Source organism: Burkholderia sp. BCC0397, from assembly GCF_902832865.1.
In the GTDB taxonomy this organism is placed as follows: Bacteria; Pseudomonadota; Gammaproteobacteria; order Burkholderiales; family Burkholderiaceae; genus Burkholderia.
Genome location: NZ_CADFDL010000004.1, coordinates 195,959 through 211,275, shown reverse-complemented (window position 1 = coordinate 211,275; position 15,317 = coordinate 195,959). Strand labels below are relative to the sequence as shown.

Sequence of the window (15,317 nt, the reverse complement as noted above, 5' to 3'; positions counted from 1 at the left end):
CGAATATGACGGAGAGACAATGGTAAGACTGTTTGGATGCGGATTGCTGGCGCTGACGTTCGCGTCGACGGGCTGGGCCGCCGAGCACTATGTCGAGGTCTGGAACCCGCCCGAGGCGCGGCAGCCTGCGGCACGTACGCCGGCTGCACGCACGGGTGCCGATGCGCGCACCGGCAAGAGCGCGGAGAAGCACGCGAGCGCCACGCCGAAAGCCGCCGCGAAACCGCCCAAGCGCCGCGTCGCGCAGGCCGTGAAAGCCGGCTCGCACCGCCCGGCCGCGGCCGCGACCGAAACCCCGGTCGCCCCGCGCCCCGTCGCGCAGCCCGCGCCCGGGCGTCTCACGGTGATGCAGCCTGCCGCGCCGGACGCGACACGCGCGCTCACCTTCTCCAACATCCCGCGTCAATACACGCCGGACGGCAACGTGCTGCAGGTCGGCACGCACGGCCGCTCCGCGGAGGTGACTCGATAATGGAAGCGCAGACCTACCACGGCTACCAGATCTGGGGCCACGCGATCCTGCAGCAGGACGAGATCATGCAGCCCGAGCGTTTCGCGGCGAGCGGCACGATCACGCAGAACAACCGGCTCGTCGAGGCGTCGGGCGTGCTCGGCGTGTTCGACACCGAAGACGACGCGCGCGATGCAGGGCTCGAATGGGCGCGCGCGTGGATCGACAACCACTGCTGATCGAAACCGACTGCATGCATCCCGAATGAAAGAAGGGGCGTCCATGACACCCCTTCTTTCATTCGAACCCGGAAACCCGGAAACAATCACGCCGCGGCGTGCGGCGGCCTCACCGTCTGCTGCGGCCGGCCGACGAGCCGTGCCAGCACGAGGATCGCCACCAGCGTCGCGACGTACGCGGCGATCTGGATGCCCGCCGGACGCGCGGTATAGCCGATCAGCGTATGCAGCGCCTTGCCGACGATGCTCGATTCCTTGAGCAGCCACGACGTGTCCCAGACCGCATCGCCCCACGACGGCACGAGGCCGGCGGCGAGCAGGAAGCCGACGCACTGGCTCGCCATGCCCGCGGCGAGCAGCACGATCAGCGCGTTGGTGACGGAGAACAGGCGCTTCAGCGGAATCTGCAGCAGGCCCGCATACATCGCGTAGCCGAGCCCCGCGCCACCGAGCACGCCGAGCAGCCCGCCGGCGATCATCTGCGGCGTCTGGCCCGGATCGCCTGCCGCGATCCCGTACAGGAACAGCACGGCCTCGGAACCCTCGCGCAATACAGCGACGCCGACCACGATCGCGAGCCCGGTCAGCGGCCGGCTGCCCGCCGCGACCGCCCGCCCGACCTCGCCCATGTGCAGCGCCATTTCGCGGCCGTGCCGGCTCATCCAGATGCAGTGCCACGCGAGCATCAGCGTCGCGACGGCCATCACGCCCGCGTTGAAGACTTCCTGGCCCATGCCGGACGCCCATTGCGAGATCGCGTCGGCGAACGCCGCGATCAGGCCGGCGCCGACCACGCCGCCGACCAGCCCGCCGCCCACCCACCAGCCGCGCCGCGGCACGCCCTTCGTGGCGGCCATCACGATCGAGACCACCAGCGCGGCCTCGAGCACTTCACGAAAGACGATCAGGGCAGTAGACAGCATGTCGGTATCGGCTTACTTGACGGTCAGGTGCGTCTTCGACTGCGCTTCGTGATACTCGTCGTGGAACTCGTAGGTCCCGGCCTTCAGCGGCCCGACCAGGATCTCGACCGACTTGCCGGCCGGCACGACCTTCTCCGCCTTGAAGTCGTCGCTCTCGAATTCCGCGGGCGTCGCGTCGAGGTTCTTCACGACGAACTTCACCTTCTTGCCGGCGGGGATCGTCACGCCCTCGGGCGAAAACTTGTGGTCCTTCAACGTCAGGTTGACGACGTCGTCGGCAGCGAATGCGGACGTGGCCGAGGCGCCCAGCAGGGCCAGTGCGAAACCGATAGCGAAGCGGGTCATGTGCGTAATGAGCGGAAATATAGAAGGGAATCGATACTAAGATCGATTCGCATTTTCACCTCGGAGTACCCTTACTCCGGTCATGGGGATCGTGCGCCATCGATCCCACCCGCTCGTTACCGCACAAGGCTCCGCCGGATTTCGCCCATAATGTGCGGCCGTCAATCGGGAAAAATTCGGACTGACGCGCGCACGCGAATGGCTATTCGTCAGACCTCAGCATTACAAATGGCTGATGCGATGCGCATCGCTGCGTGCGCCGCTTGACCTTCCCACCATGGCAAGCTTCATGCTGAACGTACTCGTCAACCATCCACCCGGGAGAACACGATGGAATTCGAAGTCCAGGACATGACCTGCGGCGGCTGCGCCAACGCAATCACGCGTGCGGTGACGGCCGCCGACCCCGCCGCGAAGCTCGACATCGACGTCGCGGCGAAGCTCGTCAAGGTCGACTCGGCGCAAGGCGCCGAGCGCGTGCAGTCGATCATCGAAGCCGCCGGCTTCCATCCCGCGCTGCGCTCCGCGTAACGCGCGCCGAAGGCCGCCGGTGCAGCGCCGGACGGCGCCGCGCCCGCGCCCGGCGTCGCGTCAGCGCAGCCGGATCAGCGTCGACTTCAGTTCGGTGTACTTCTCGAGCGCATGCAGCGACTTGTCGCGGCCGTTGCCCGACTGCTTGTAGCCGCCGAACGGGAAGTTCATGTCGCCGCCCTCGTCATAGCAGTTCACCCACACGGTGCCCGCACGCAGCCGGCGCGACACGTCGTGCGCGGTCGTCAGGTTCGACGTCCACACGGCGGCGGCCAGCCCGTATTCGGTGTCGTTCGCGATCCGCACGGCCTCGTCGACGTCGTCGAACACGATCACCGACAGCACGGGCCCGAAGATTTCCTCGCGCGCGATCTTCGCATCGGGCTTCACCTCGAACACCGTCGGCTCCACATAGAAGCCGCCCGGTTCCGCGTTCACGCGCGCACCGCCCGTGACGAGCCGGCCTTCGCTGCGCCCCGCGTCGATATAGCCGAGCACGCGCTCGAGCTGGATGCCGTCGACGATCGCGCCCATCGATACCGACGGATCGAGCGGATTGCCCGGCACGTATGCGCGCGCGGCCGCGACGAGCTTCTCGATGAACGCGTCCTTGATGTCGCGATGCACGAGCAGCCGCGAGCCAGCCGTGCACATCTCGCCCATGTTGTAGAAGATCGCGCCGGCCGCCGTCTGCGCCGCGCGGTCGAGATCGGGGCAGTCGGGCAACACGATGTTCGGCGACTTGCCGCCGAGCTCGAGCCACGCGCGCTTCAGGTTCGACTGCGCCGCGTACTGCATGATCAGCTTGCCGACCGCCGTCGAGCCCGTGAACGCGATGCAGTCGACGTCGCGATGCAGCGCGAGCAGCTTGCCCGGTTCGCCCGCGCCCGGCACGACGTTGAACACGCCGGCCGGAATGCCGGCTTCGAACGCGAGCTGCGCGACGCGGATCGCGGTCAGCGGCGATTTCTCCGACGGCTTCAGCACGACGCTGTTGCCGGCCGCGAGCGCGGGTCCGAATTTCCATGCGGCCATCAGGATCGGGAAGTTCCACGGCACGACGGCGGCCACCACGCCGACCGGCTCGCGCGTGACGAGGCCGACGAGATGGTGATCGGCCGGCGCGACCTCGCCGCCGACCTTGTCGATCGCCTCGGCGAACCATTCGACGCAGTAGGCGGCGCCCGGCACGTCGACCGTCGTCGTGTCGCCGATCGGCTTGCCCGCATCGAGCGTCTCGAGCAGCGACAGTTCGTCGAGATGCTCGCGCATCAGCGCGGCCCAGCGCAGCAGCACGGCCTTGCGTGCGCGCGGGTTCAGGCCGGCCCACACCCCTGCGTCGAACGCGCGCCGCGCCGCCGCGACGGCGGCATTCACGTCCGCTTCGCCGCAATCGGCGACCTTCGCCAGCACGCGGCCGTCGATCGGGCTCACGCAGTCGAATGTCCTGCCGCCGTGCGCGTCGCGCGACGCGCCATCGATGAATGCGCGCCCTTCGATCTCGAGCGACGCTGCCTTGTCTTGCCAGTCAGCCAAAGTCAACTTGTTCATCAGGATGCCTCAATGGTTTGACATTCGCGATGCGGCACGCCGCGCGCCTGGCACGCAGCCGGCCTGCAGCGAATGCGGTAACGCGCGGTCAGAAGGTCGCCGGCGAATTGGCCGAGACGACCTCGCAGAGCAGCTCCGCGCTGGGATTGCGAAAACGATGCGGCAAACGGCTTTCGAAGTAGTAGCCGTCTCCGGGGTCGAGCAGCCAGGTCGCGCCGTCGACGGTCAGCTCGAGCCGGCCCGACACGACGACGCCGCCCTCGTGCCCCGCGTGCACCAGCATCTCGGGCCCCGTGTCGGCCAGCGGCTGGTAGATCTCGCGCAGGATGCACATGTTGCGATCCTTCACGTTCGCGCCGACCAGGTGAAACGCAAGCGACTCGTTGCCGAGGTTCGGCATCTCGTCGCGACGCGACACGATCGCGCGCGATTCGACGAGCTCGAACGTAAAGAACTCCGCGAGACTCATCGGGATGCATTCGAGCAGTTTCTTCAGCGAGCCGACCGACGGGCTCACGCGGCCCTGTTCGATCAGCGAGATCGTGCCGTTGGTGACGCCGGCGCGTTTCGCGAGTTCGCGCTGCGACAGGCCATGCTTGTTGCGCACGAAACGCAGGCGCTCGGCGACTTCGGTGGACATCGATTCGGTTTCGGACACGATAGTAGTGCGGTGAAAAAGTGAAACGACGCGTGGAGCTGCCGTTGAATATTCTAATCACTTTATGCCGCACATCAGCGGGGAAAACCCTGAAAGGCGTTCGAAATAATGAACAGCGCGTCGATTATTCCTTTTGCGAATCTTTTGTTCTCACTGCTCGGGAAAGCCCTGATGCAGGACCATTAAAAAACATTTGACGCCGTTATTGGCTCGTATATGCTGGCTCTCAGGTCAGCGTCATCAAGCTTTCACAGGCATCGAAAAGCGTTATCGCAACGCAACAATCGATGCCCGTCAATGTAAATGATGCAGGACCGGCGCCTTGATTATTTTAAACGCCCCGCGCGTCGAAACGATCAGGTGTTCAATACTTTCAACAAACCAGTCGAGTGTAATCGTGAGAGTCCGTGGCCCTCTGGTGAGGTGGGATCGAGGCGATGTGCGAAGTTTGCGCAGCGCCGTTCCCGCTTCCGACGGCAGTTGCGGCTGGCATAGTCCTCGCCTGCTTCACCTGTCGATCTACACCATCCTGTCCCGTCGTTCCGTTCGGCGCCACAACGCCGTTTCCGCACGCGCATTCGTCGCCGTCGATACCGACGAAGTGGCGTCGCTGCTGCCGTAGCGCCTCTCCTTTCTTCACGTCGTTCGTTTCGTCCGTCGATTCGCCAACCGCATTGTCCGTGCGGTGACGGAATGCGTTCGCGCATTCGTTGGCGCGTCGCGTATCGCGATGAAACGAACGACGGCCTGACCGTCGCGCGCAGCGCGGATCGCCACGCCATCCTGTTGCGCCCATTCACCAGCGGCCGTGCGCCCAGCGCCCGGCTGCGGGGTCGTGTCGCGCCTGCGTTTTGCCGCATCCGGCTCGGCGCACGTCACGTCCCTACGGATTACTGATTGACGTCATGGAAAGGAAACCTCTCGTCGGCATCACCGCCGACCTCACCCAGATCGGCGCCCACGCGTCGCATACGGTCGGCGACAAATACGTCGCCGCGATCGTCGACGGCGCGCAGGCACTCGCGATGGTGCTGCCGGCCCTCGGCGAACGCCAGTCGACCGCCGACGTGCTCGACGCGGTCGACGGGCTGCTGTTTACCGGCAGCTACTCGAACGTCGAGCCGCATCGGTATGGCGGCGAACCGAGCGCACCGGGCACGAAGCACGACCCCGCACGCGACGCGACGACGCTGCCGCTGCTGCGCGCGGCGATCGTCGCGGGCGTGCCCGTGCTCGCCGTGTGCCGCGGCTTCCAGGAGCTGAACGTCGTCTGCGGCGGCACGCTGCACCAGCACGTGCACGACGTGCCCGGCTTCGCCGATCACCGCGAGGACGACGACGCGCCGATGGACACGCAATACGGCCCCGCGCACGTCGTGCGCCTGACGCCCGGCGGCACGCTGCATGCGCTCGCCGGCGGCCGCGACGAAGTGCACGTGAACTCGCTGCACAAGCAGGGCGTCGCGCAGCTCGGCTCAGGCCTCGCCATCGAGGCCGTCGCGCCGGATGGCCTGATCGAGGCCGTGAGCGTCGTCGATGCACCCGCTTTCGCGCTGGCCGTGCAGTGGCATCCGGAATGGCGACATGCGCAGGACCCGCTGTCGAGCGCGATCTTTCGCGCGTTCGGCGATGCCTGCCGCGCCCGCCGCGCCGCCCGCCCGTGCGAGACGGCCGCCGCCGCGCTCGCCTGAGCGCGCCGCCCCACAACCGAGAACAGACAGGCAAGACATGGAAGACTTTCTGAAGCAGCACCGGATCACCGAGGTCGAGGCGATCATCCCCGACATGGCCGGCATCGCGCGCGGCAAGATCACGCCGCGCAACAAGTTCACGTCCGGCGAATCGATGCGCCTGCCGCAGGCCGTGATGGTGCAGACCGTCACCGGCGAATATCCGGAAGACGGCTCGCTGACCGGCGTGACCGACCCCGACATGGTGTGCGTGCCCGACACGTCGACGATCCGCCTGATCCCGTGGGCCGTCGATCCGACCGCGCAGGTGATCCACGACTGCGTGCACTTCGACGGCTCGCCGGTCGAGATCTCGCCGCGCTACGTGCTGCGCCGCGTGCTCGACCTGTACAAGGCGAAGGGTTGGAAGCCGGTCGTGGCACCCGAGCTCGAGTTCTATCTGGTCGACATGAACAAGGACCCCGACCTGCCGCTGCGGCCGCCGGTCGGCCGCACGGGCCGCCCCGAAACGGGCCGCCAGTCGTATTCGATCGAGGCCGTCAACGAATTCGATCCGCTGTTCGAGGACATCTACGAGTACTGCGAAGCGCAGAACCTCGACATCGACACGCTGATCCACGAAGTCGGCGCGGCGCAGATGGAGATCAACTTCATGCACGGCGACGCGCTGTCGCTGGCCGACCAGGTGTTCCTGTTCAAGCGCACGGTGCGCGAGGCGGCGCTGCGTCACAACATGTACGCGACGTTCATGGCCAAGCCGATGGAAGACGAACCGGGTTCGGCGATGCACGTGCACCAGAGCATCGTCGACGAGGAAACGGGCCAGAACCTGTTCACGTCGCCGGAGACCGGCGGCGCGACGTCGATGTTCTACAACTACCTCGCGGGGCTGCAGAAGTACACGCCGGCGCTGATGCCGATCTTCGCGCCGTACATCAACTCGTATCGCCGCCTGTCGCGCTTCATGGCCGCGCCGATCAACGTGCAGTGGGGCTACGACAACCGCACGGTGGGGTTCCGCATCCCGCATTCGGGCCCGGCCGCGCGCCGCATCGAAAACCGCATCCCGGGCGTCGACTGCAACCCGTACCTCGCGCTCGCGGCGACGCTCGCGGCCGGCTATCTCGGCATGACGCAGCGCCTGGAGCCGACCGAGCCGCTGGTGAGCGACGGCTACAGCCTGCCGTACCAGTTGCCGCGCAACCTCGAGGAAGGGCTGACGCTGATGGCCGCGTGCGAGCCGCTCGGCGAGATCCTCGGGCACAAGTTCCTGAAAGCGTATTTCGCGCTGAAGGAAACCGAATACGAAGCGTTCTTCCGCGTGATCAGCTCGTGGGAACGCCGCCATCTGCTGCTGCACGTGTAAGCGTGCCAACCGCATACGGAATCACGGAGGAAAACATGACCTACCGCAACGAATCTGCCTGGATCCAGCCGGCCGCGCCGACGGCCGCGGCCGCCGCGCCGCGCGCGACGCAGGCACGCTCGACCGCCGAATACCGCGCGCTCGACGCCGCGCACCACATCCACCCGTTCTCGGACATGGGCGCGTTGAACCGCGCCGGCAGTCGCGTGATCGTGAAGGCCGACGGCGTCTACCTGTGGGACTCGGACGGCAACAAGGTGATCGACGGGATGGCCGGCCTGTGGTGCGTGAACGTCGGCTACGGCCGCAAGGAACTCGCCGACGCCGCGTATCGCCAACTGCAGGAACTGCCGTTCTACAACACGTTCTTCAAGACCACGCATCCGCCGGTGATCGAACTCTCCGCGATGCTCGCGGAAGTGACGCCCGCCGGCTTCAACCACTTCTTCTATTGCAACAGCGGCTCGGAAGGCAACGACACCGTGCTGCGGCTCGTGCATCAGTACTGGCGTGTGCAGGGCAAGCCGCAGAAGAAGTTCGTGATCTCGCGCAAGAACGGCTACCACGGCTCGACGATCGCAGGCGGCACGCTCGGCGGGATGGGCTACATGCACGAGCAGATGCCGTCGAAGGTCGAGCACATCGTGCACATCGACCAGCCGTATTTCTTCGGCGAAGCGCAGGCCGGCGAAACGCCGGAAGCGTTTGGCCTCGCGCGTGCGCAGCAGCTCGAAGCGAAGATTCTCGAACTCGGCGCGGAGAACGTCGCGGCGTTCATCGGCGAGCCATTCCAGGGCGCGGGCGGCGTGATCTTCCCGCCGTCGACATATTGGCCGGAAATCCAGCGGATCTGCCGCAAGTACGACATCCTGCTGGTCGCCGACGAAGTGATCGGCGGGTTCGGGCGCACCGGCGAATGGTTCGCGCACCAGCACTTCGGCTTCGAGCCGGACCTGATCACGATGGCGAAGGGCCTCACGTCAGGCTACGTGCCGATGGGCGCGGTCGGCATTCACGAGCGCATCGCGCGCCCGATCATCGACAACGGCGAATTCAATCATGGCCTCACGTACTCAGGGCACCCGGTGGCGGCAGCGGTCGCGGTCGCGAACCTGAAGCTGCTGCGCGACGAAGGGATCGTCGAGCGCGTGAAGACCGACACCGGCCCGTACTTCCAGGCGCTGATGCGCGAAACCTTCGCGCGTCACCCGATCGTCGGCGAAGTACACGGCCACGGCATGGTCGCGAGCCTGCAACTGGCCGAAGCGCCGGCCGAACGCCGCCGCTTCGCGAACGGCGGCGACGTCGGCACGATCTGCCGCGACTTCTGCTTCAACGGCAATCTGATCATGCGCGCGACCGGCGACCGGATGCTGCTGTCGCCGCCGCTCGTGATCTCGCGCCAGGAAATCGATGAACTCGTATCGAAGGCGAAGAAGGCCGTCGATGCAACCGCCCAGCAACTGGGTATTTCGTAACGGCCTTGCCTACAGGCGTGCGGCGGGCGCCGCACGCTGCCATCACCAGGGGAATTCCACCATGCGTGCCTGCATTCTTCGCCAAGCCTGTTCCGTCGCCGCCCTCGCCGCCGCGGCCGCGTTCACGTCGGTCGCCAGCCCGTCGGCGCATGCCGACGAGCTGAACGTCTACAACTGGTCCGACTACATCGCACCGGACACGATCCCGAACTTCCAGAAGCAGACGGGCATCCACGTCAAGTACGACAACTACGACAGCGACGACACGCTGCAGGCCAAGCTACTGGCCGGCAGCTCGGGTTACGACATCGTCGTGCCGACGTCGAACTACATGGCCAAGCAGATCCAGGCCGGCGTGTACCAGAAGCTCGACAAGTCGAAGATTCCGAACCTCGCGAACCTCGACCCGCTGCTGATGAAGATGATCGCCGACGCCGATCCGGGCAACCAGTACGGCGTGCCGTGGGCCTACGGCACGGACGGCATCGGCTACAACGCGCAGGCGGTGAAGAAGGCGCTCGGCGACAAGGCGCCGGTCGACAGTTGGGCGCTGGTGTTCGATCCGGCCAACATGGAGAAGCTGAAGAGCTGCGGCGTGTCGTTCCTCGACCAGGCCGTCGACGTGTTCGCCGCCACGCTGCAGTACATGGGCAAGGATCCGAACAGCAAGAACCCAGGCGACTACCAGGCTGCATTCGAAGTCCTGAAGAAAGTCCGCCCGTACATCACCCAGTTCAACTCGTCCGGCTACATCAACGACCTTGCGAACAACGACGTGTGCGTCGTGCTCGGCTGGTCGGGCGACGTCGGCATCGCGCACCGCCGCTCGGCCGAAGCGAAGCGCTCGTACGACATCAAGTTCTCGAACCCGAAGGAAGGCGGCCTGCTGTGGTTCGACGTGATGGTGATCCCGAAGGACGCGCCGCACCCGGAAGCCGCGCTGAAGTGGATCAACTACATTTCCGACCCGAAGGTCAACGCGGCGATCACCAACACGGTGTTCTACCCGACCGCGAACAAGGCCGCGCACCCGTTCGTCACGCCGGCCGTCGCGCAGGACCCGACCGTCTACCCGCCCGAAGACGTGCTGAAGAAGATGGTGCTGATGAAGCCGATGCCGGCCGACATCCTGCGCCTCGAGAACCGTCTGTGGGCCCAGTTGAAGACGGGCCACTGATCGCCATGCATCACGGCGGCGCAGGCATCGCGGTACGCCTGCCCGCCTGACATTCGCGGACCTCCGTCCGCCCGCGCGCACCGCGCGCTGTTCCATCCGGCACGAGCCGTCGTCCGCGAGTCGCGTTGCGCGCCTCGCGCGGGGACGCTCACGCCTGCAATCCGTGAAGAACGAATGGTGACTCCCATGCAATCGATACCCTCTTCCGCTGCTGCACGACAGACCCAACCGGCCACCGCGCCCCGCACGCAAAACGACGCGTTCGTGCGCATCGAAAACGTCGTGAAGAAATTCGGCGACAGCACGGCCGTCGACAACGTGAACCTGACGATCGCGAAGAACGAGCTGTTCGCGCTGCTCGGCAGCTCCGGCTGCGGCAAGTCCACGCTGCTGCGCATGCTCGCCGGGCTGGAAACGGCCACCTCCGGCAAGATCTTCGTCGACGGCGAGGACCTCGCGTCGCTGCCGCCGTACCGTCGGCCGGTCAACATGATGTTCCAGTCGTACGCGCTGTTCCCGCACATGACGGTCGAATCGAACGTCGCGTTCGGCCTGAAGCAGGAAGGCACGCCGAAGAACGAGATTAGGGAACGCGTGGCCGATGCGCTCGCGCTCGTGCAGATGAGCAAGTACGCGAAGCGCAAGCCGCACCAGCTCTCGGGCGGCCAGCAGCAGCGCGTCGCGCTGGCCCGCTCGCTGGTGAAGCGGCCGAAGCTGCTGCTGCTCGACGAGCCGATGTCCGCGCTCGACAAGAAGATCCGCCAGAAGACCCAGCTCGAACTCGTGAACATCATCGAGAAGGTCGACGTGACCTGCGTGATGGTCACGCACGACCAGGAAGAGGCGATGACGATGGCGAGCCGCCTCGCGGTGATGAGCGAAGGCAAGATCGTGCAGATCGGCTCGCCCGGCGAGGTCTACGAATACCCGAACAGCCGCTTCTCGGCCGAATTCATCGGCTCGACCAACCTGTTCGAAGGCCGCGTCGTCGAGGACGAGCCCGATCACATCTTCGTCGAAAGCGACGACCTCGAAACCCGCATGTACGTGAGCCACGGCGTGACCGGCCCGCTCGGGATGCCGGTCGGCATCTCGGTGCGCCCGGAGCGCGTGCACGTGTCGCGCGAAAAGCCGGGCTCGAAGCACAACTGGGCGCGCGGCGTCGTCACCGACATCGCGTACATGGGCAGCTATTCGCTGTACCACGTGCGCCTGCCGAGCGGCAAGACGGTGGTGTCGAACCTGTCGAGTTCGCACCTGATGAACGACGGCGCGCCGGCGTGGAACGACGACGTGTTCGTGTCGTGGTCGCCGGCCAGCGGCGTCGTGCTGACGCAGTGAGGACGCCACGATGAGAACCTCCGCTTCCACGCCTTCCGCGCCGGTGCCGACCGGCGCGACCGCCGCCACACCGGCTACCGGACGCCACCGCCGCTTCGCCGCGCTATCGCGCTTCCTGCCGTCGGGCCGCAGCGTCGCGATCGGCGTGCCGTTCCTGTGGCTGGCCGTGTTCTTCGCGCTGCCGTTCGTGCTGGTGCTGAAGATCAGCTTCGCCGACCAGGTGATGGGCATCCCGCCGTACACGTCGCTCGTCGAGTTCAAGGACGGCGTCGTGCACCTCGCGCTGCAGCTGTCGCACTACGCGTTCCTGCTGCAGGACGACCTGTACATCGCGACCTACCTCAGCTCGCTGAAGATGGCCGCCGTGTCGACGGTGCTGTGCCTGCTGATCGGGTATCCGATGGCGTACTACATCGCGCGCTCGGAGCCGAACCGCCGCAACGTGCTGATGATGGCCGTGATGCTGCCGTTCTGGACGTCGTTCCTGATCCGCGTGTACGCATGGATCGGTATCCTGAAGGACGACGGCCTGCTGAACCACACGCTGATCGCGCTCGGCATCATCCACACGCCGCTGCGGCTCTATCACAGCGATGCGGGCGTCTACATCGGGATGGTCTATTCGTACCTGCCGTTCATGGTGATGCCGCTCTATGCGCACCTCGTGAAGATGGACCTGACGCTGCTCGAAGCCGCGTACGACCTCGGTGCGAAGCCGTGGGTCGCGTTCACGCGCATCACGCTGCCGCTGTCGAAGAACGGGATCATCGCCGGCAGCCTGCTGGTGTTCATCCCGGCAGTCGGCGAGTACGTGATCCCCGAGCTGCTCGGCGGCGCCGACACGCTGATGATCGGCCGCGTGATGTGGGATGAATTCTTCAACAACATGGACTGGCCGATGGCGTCCGCGGTGACGGTCGCGATGGTGCTGCTGTTGCTGGTGCCGATGGCGCTGTTCCAGTACTACCAGGTCAAGGAACTGGAGGACGCGAAATGATCAAGCCGAGCAAACCGCTGTCGACGGGCGTTCTCGCCTTCGGCTTCCTGTTCCTGTACATCCCGATCATCAGCCTCGTCGTGTACTCGTTCAACGAGTCGAAGCTGGTGACGGTGTGGTCGGGCTTCTCGCTGAAGTGGTACGCGGCACTGCTGGACGACGACGAGCTGCTGACCGCCGCGTGGCTGTCGCTGAAGATCGGCCTGTTGACGGCCACCGCGTCGGTCGTGATCGGCACGTGGGCCGGCTTCGTGCTCGCGCGCTTCGGCCGCTTCAGGGGCTTCACGCTGTACACGGGGATGATCAACGCGCCGCTGGTGATTCCGGAGGTGATCCAGGGGATCTCGCTGCTGTTGCTGTTCGTCGCGCTGGAGCAGATGTTCGGCTGGCCGAAGGGGCGCGGGATGGCGACGATCTGGATCGGCCACGTGATGCTGTGCGTGTCGTACGTGGCGATCATCGTGCAATCGCGCGTGAAGGAGATGAACAAGTCGCTCGAGGAGGCCGCGCTGGATCTCGGCGCAACGCCGCTGAAGGTGTTCTTCGTGGTGACGCTGCCGCTGATCTCGCAGGCGCTGCTGTCGGGGTGGCTGCTGTCGTTCACGCTGTCGATCGACGATCTGGTGCTGTCGGCGTTCCTTTCCGGGCCGGGGTCGACGACGCTGCCGCTGGTGGTGTTCTCGCGTGTGCGGCTGGGACTGAACCCGGAGATGAATGCGCTGGCGACGCTGTTCATCACCGCCGTGACGATCGGCGTGATCGTCGTGAACCGGATGATGATCGCGCGCGAGCGGCGCCGGATGGCGGACTTGAAGGCTGCGTTCGCGCTGGCCTGACCGCTGGCCTCGTGCTTCAAAGATAACAAGCAGTGCAGACAAGCATGACGCGCTGCCCCAGGGGGGCGCGCGATTCGATCCCGATTTGACAGGCACACGACTAGGAGAATCCGCAATGAAGAAGAAACTGATCTGCCTGCTGGTGGCCGGCGCGTTGCCGGGCATCGCGCTGGCCGGTTCGACATCCGCCGAAATCAAGGCGCTGCAGGCGCAGGTCGCGGCGCTGCAGAAACAGATGAAGGCGATGCAGGCGCAGCTCGCCGCGAAGCCGGGCGGCGCGGCAGTCGCGACGTCCGGCGCGAGCGTCGGCATGGCTGGTGGCGGCAACGCCGTCGCGGTCGCCGCCGATCCGGGCTCGCCGGATTACGGCCGCGCACGGGCCACGCTGACCAACGACGAGGTCAGCGAAATGAAGCAGCAGATCGCGAACCAGCAGCTGAAGGTCGACTCGCTCACGGACGCGGCCACCACGGGCCCGCTCGCCGGCCTGTCGGTCACCGGCTACATCGATCCGACCTACATCTACAACCGCGCGGCCGGCACGTCGTCGTTCCTGTTCGCGAACCACGAGAACGCGTACAACTATTTCAACAGCACGTTCGGCGATCTCTATCTCGACATCAAGAAGACGTTCGGCGTCGGCCCGATGGCGCCGTCGGCCGAGATCACGTTGATGCCGAACCGCGGCAACGGCATCACACTGCTGCAGAACTCGCGCGGCTCGATCACCGACAACCTGCTGAACACGGCGGTCATCAACGTGCCGATCACCGCGGAAACGACGCTGGTCGCCGGCCTGATCCCGAGCTTCGGCGGCTACGAAGTGCAGCAGTCGAACCAGATGCTCACGCTCACGCACAACCTGCTGTACGATTTCTCCGATCCGGGCAGCTACGTCGGGATCGGCGCGAACTACACGAAGGGCGCCTGGGCATGGAAGTTCTTCCTCGGCAACGAGCAGTACCGCACGTACGGCTCGGTCACGCAGACGGGCACCAACGCGCTCGGCGACCCGATCACCACCAGCAACAAGGTGCCGACCTTCACCGCACGCGCGGACTACACGTGGTCGAGTGCGCTCGATCTCGGCGGTTCGTTCAACATCGGCCGGCAGACGCTGTCGAGCGCGATCGATTCGGACGGTGTGGTCCATTACGGCCCAGGCGGCGCGGCGCCGAGCGGCTACGGTTCGTTCTTCTTCGGCGAACTCGACGCGACCTACACGCTCGCCGACATTCAGTACAACGCCGAAGTCGACTACGGCCGGCAGCAGCATGCGGCGTTCAACGGCGGGCTTGCGCAGTGGTACGGGCTGTCGCTGCTCGCGCACCGCAAGTTCAACGCGCCGGTGGTCGGCCGCATGGGCGTGACGCTGCGCTACGACCTGCTCGCGAATTCGAAGAACGGCGGCGGCGGCGGCGGCATCGCGCTGAACGGCAACGGGATGGACCCGAGCAACGGCTTCGGCGTCGATGCGGACTGCCTCGCGCAGTCGAAGGCCGGCGGCGGCCTGGGCTTCGAGTGCAAGGGCGCCGTGCGCCAGGACGTCGCGCTCGACCTGCTGTTCTATCCGACCCAGCAGATCACCGTGAAGGTCGAATACCGGCACGACTGGGCGAACAACAAGGTGTTCCTGCGCAACGACGGCTCGTACGGCAAGTCCAACGACCTGCTCGCGACGCAGTTCATCTATTCGTTCTGATGCAGGACGCGCGGGGCGCCGTGCCGCACGC

The 15,317-nt window shown here is 65.9% G+C and carries 16 protein-coding genes; 12 read left to right on the top strand and 4 right to left on the bottom strand.

The window, feature by feature from the left end:
• Positions 1 to 19 precede the first annotated feature (19 nt).
• Together HWX03_RS15085 and HWX03_RS15080 are read left to right on the top strand one after the other, a co-directional pair.
• A complete protein-coding gene (locus tag HWX03_RS15085; protein WP_175871735.1) occupies positions 20 to 472 on the top strand; it encodes a hypothetical protein in 453 nt (150 codons plus the stop codon).
• Positions 472 to 690: a hypothetical protein gene (locus tag HWX03_RS15080; RefSeq protein ID WP_174390772.1), complete on the top strand. Its 219-nt coding sequence runs from the start codon at positions 472 to 474 to the stop codon at positions 688 to 690. Before HWX03_RS15085 ends, HWX03_RS15080 begins: the two co-directional genes overlap by 1 nt.
• 86 nt (positions 691 to 776) lie before the next feature.
• Here HWX03_RS15080 and HWX03_RS15075 read toward each other — a convergent pair whose 3' ends face one another.
• Together HWX03_RS15075 and HWX03_RS15070 are read right to left on the bottom strand one after the other, a co-directional pair.
• Complete coding sequence (locus tag HWX03_RS15075) at positions 777 to 1,613, bottom strand: FTR1 family protein (protein ID WP_175871734.1); 837 nt, start codon at positions 1,611 to 1,613, stop codon at positions 777 to 779.
• A 12-nt stretch (positions 1,614 to 1,625) separates the two neighbouring features.
• Positions 1,626 to 1,958, bottom strand: a complete 333-nt coding sequence (locus tag HWX03_RS15070; RefSeq protein ID WP_014895831.1) for a cupredoxin domain-containing protein — start codon at positions 1,956 to 1,958, stop codon at positions 1,626 to 1,628.
• 330 nt (positions 1,959 to 2,288) lie between these two features.
• Between HWX03_RS15070 and HWX03_RS15065 the strand changes: the two genes are divergently transcribed.
• On the top strand, positions 2,289 to 2,489 hold the full coding sequence (locus HWX03_RS15065) for a heavy-metal-associated domain-containing protein (protein ID WP_175871733.1): 201 nt from the start codon (positions 2,289 to 2,291) through the stop codon (positions 2,487 to 2,489).
• A 60-nt stretch (positions 2,490 to 2,549) separates the two neighbouring features.
• On the opposite strand, the gene HWX03_RS15060 is transcribed toward HWX03_RS15065, so the two are convergent.
• Together HWX03_RS15060 and HWX03_RS15055 are read right to left on the bottom strand one after the other, a co-directional pair.
• On the bottom strand, positions 2,550 to 4,040 hold the full coding sequence (locus HWX03_RS15060) for an aldehyde dehydrogenase (RefSeq protein WP_175871732.1): 1,491 nt from the start codon (positions 4,038 to 4,040) through the stop codon (positions 2,550 to 2,552).
• Positions 4,041 to 4,128: 88 nt separating this feature from the next.
• Positions 4,129 to 4,680: a cupin domain-containing protein gene (locus tag HWX03_RS15055; protein WP_174433323.1), complete on the bottom strand. Its 552-nt coding sequence runs from the start codon at positions 4,678 to 4,680 to the stop codon at positions 4,129 to 4,131.
• 457 nt (positions 4,681 to 5,137) lie between these two features.
• Between HWX03_RS15055 and HWX03_RS36925 the strand changes: the two genes are divergently transcribed.
• The 9 genes from HWX03_RS36925 to HWX03_RS15015 all read left to right on the top strand — a co-directional run bounded on the left by HWX03_RS36925 (position 5,138) and on the right by HWX03_RS15015 (position 15,286).
• Positions 5,138 to 5,320 carry a hypothetical protein gene (locus HWX03_RS36925; protein ID WP_006488040.1) on the top strand — a complete coding sequence of 61 codons (183 nt, stop codon included), beginning with the start codon at positions 5,138 to 5,140 and terminating at the stop codon, positions 5,318 to 5,320.
• Positions 5,321 to 5,603: 283 nt separating this feature from the next.
• The gene (locus tag HWX03_RS15050; RefSeq protein WP_175871731.1) at positions 5,604 to 6,389 is read left to right on the top strand and encodes a gamma-glutamyl-gamma-aminobutyrate hydrolase family protein; all 786 of its coding nucleotides are present in this window, start codon (positions 5,604 to 5,606) and stop codon (positions 6,387 to 6,389) included.
• Positions 6,390 to 6,426: 37 nt separating this feature from the next.
• A complete protein-coding gene (locus tag HWX03_RS15045; protein ID WP_175871730.1) occupies positions 6,427 to 7,755 on the top strand; it encodes a glutamine synthetase family protein in 1,329 nt (442 codons plus the stop codon).
• Positions 7,756 to 7,790: 35 nt separating this feature from the next.
• Complete coding sequence (locus tag HWX03_RS15040) at positions 7,791 to 9,233, top strand: aspartate aminotransferase family protein (protein WP_175871729.1); 1,443 nt, start codon at positions 7,791 to 7,793, stop codon at positions 9,231 to 9,233.
• Between the two features lie 61 nt (positions 9,234 to 9,294).
• Positions 9,295 to 10,410, top strand: a complete 1,116-nt coding sequence (locus HWX03_RS15035; protein ID WP_175871728.1) for a polyamine ABC transporter substrate-binding protein — start codon at positions 9,295 to 9,297, stop codon at positions 10,408 to 10,410.
• A gap of 186 nt (positions 10,411 to 10,596) precedes the next feature.
• On the top strand, positions 10,597 to 11,751 hold the full coding sequence (potA, locus tag HWX03_RS15030; protein WP_175822929.1) for a polyamine ABC transporter ATP-binding protein: 1,155 nt from the start codon (positions 10,597 to 10,599) through the stop codon (positions 11,749 to 11,751).
• Between the two features lie 10 nt (positions 11,752 to 11,761).
• Positions 11,762 to 12,748, top strand: a complete 987-nt coding sequence (locus HWX03_RS15025; protein ID WP_175871727.1) for an ABC transporter permease subunit — start codon at positions 11,762 to 11,764, stop codon at positions 12,746 to 12,748.
• Positions 12,745 to 13,584, top strand: a complete 840-nt coding sequence (locus HWX03_RS15020; RefSeq protein WP_175871726.1) for an ABC transporter permease subunit — start codon at positions 12,745 to 12,747, stop codon at positions 13,582 to 13,584. The genes HWX03_RS15025 and HWX03_RS15020 overlap by 4 nt, the downstream gene beginning before the upstream one ends.
• A gap of 115 nt (positions 13,585 to 13,699) precedes the next feature.
• A complete protein-coding gene (locus tag HWX03_RS15015) occupies positions 13,700 to 15,286 on the top strand; it encodes a DUF3138 family protein (RefSeq protein ID WP_175871725.1) in 1,587 nt (528 codons plus the stop codon).
• Positions 15,287 to 15,317: the final 31 nt, after the last annotated feature.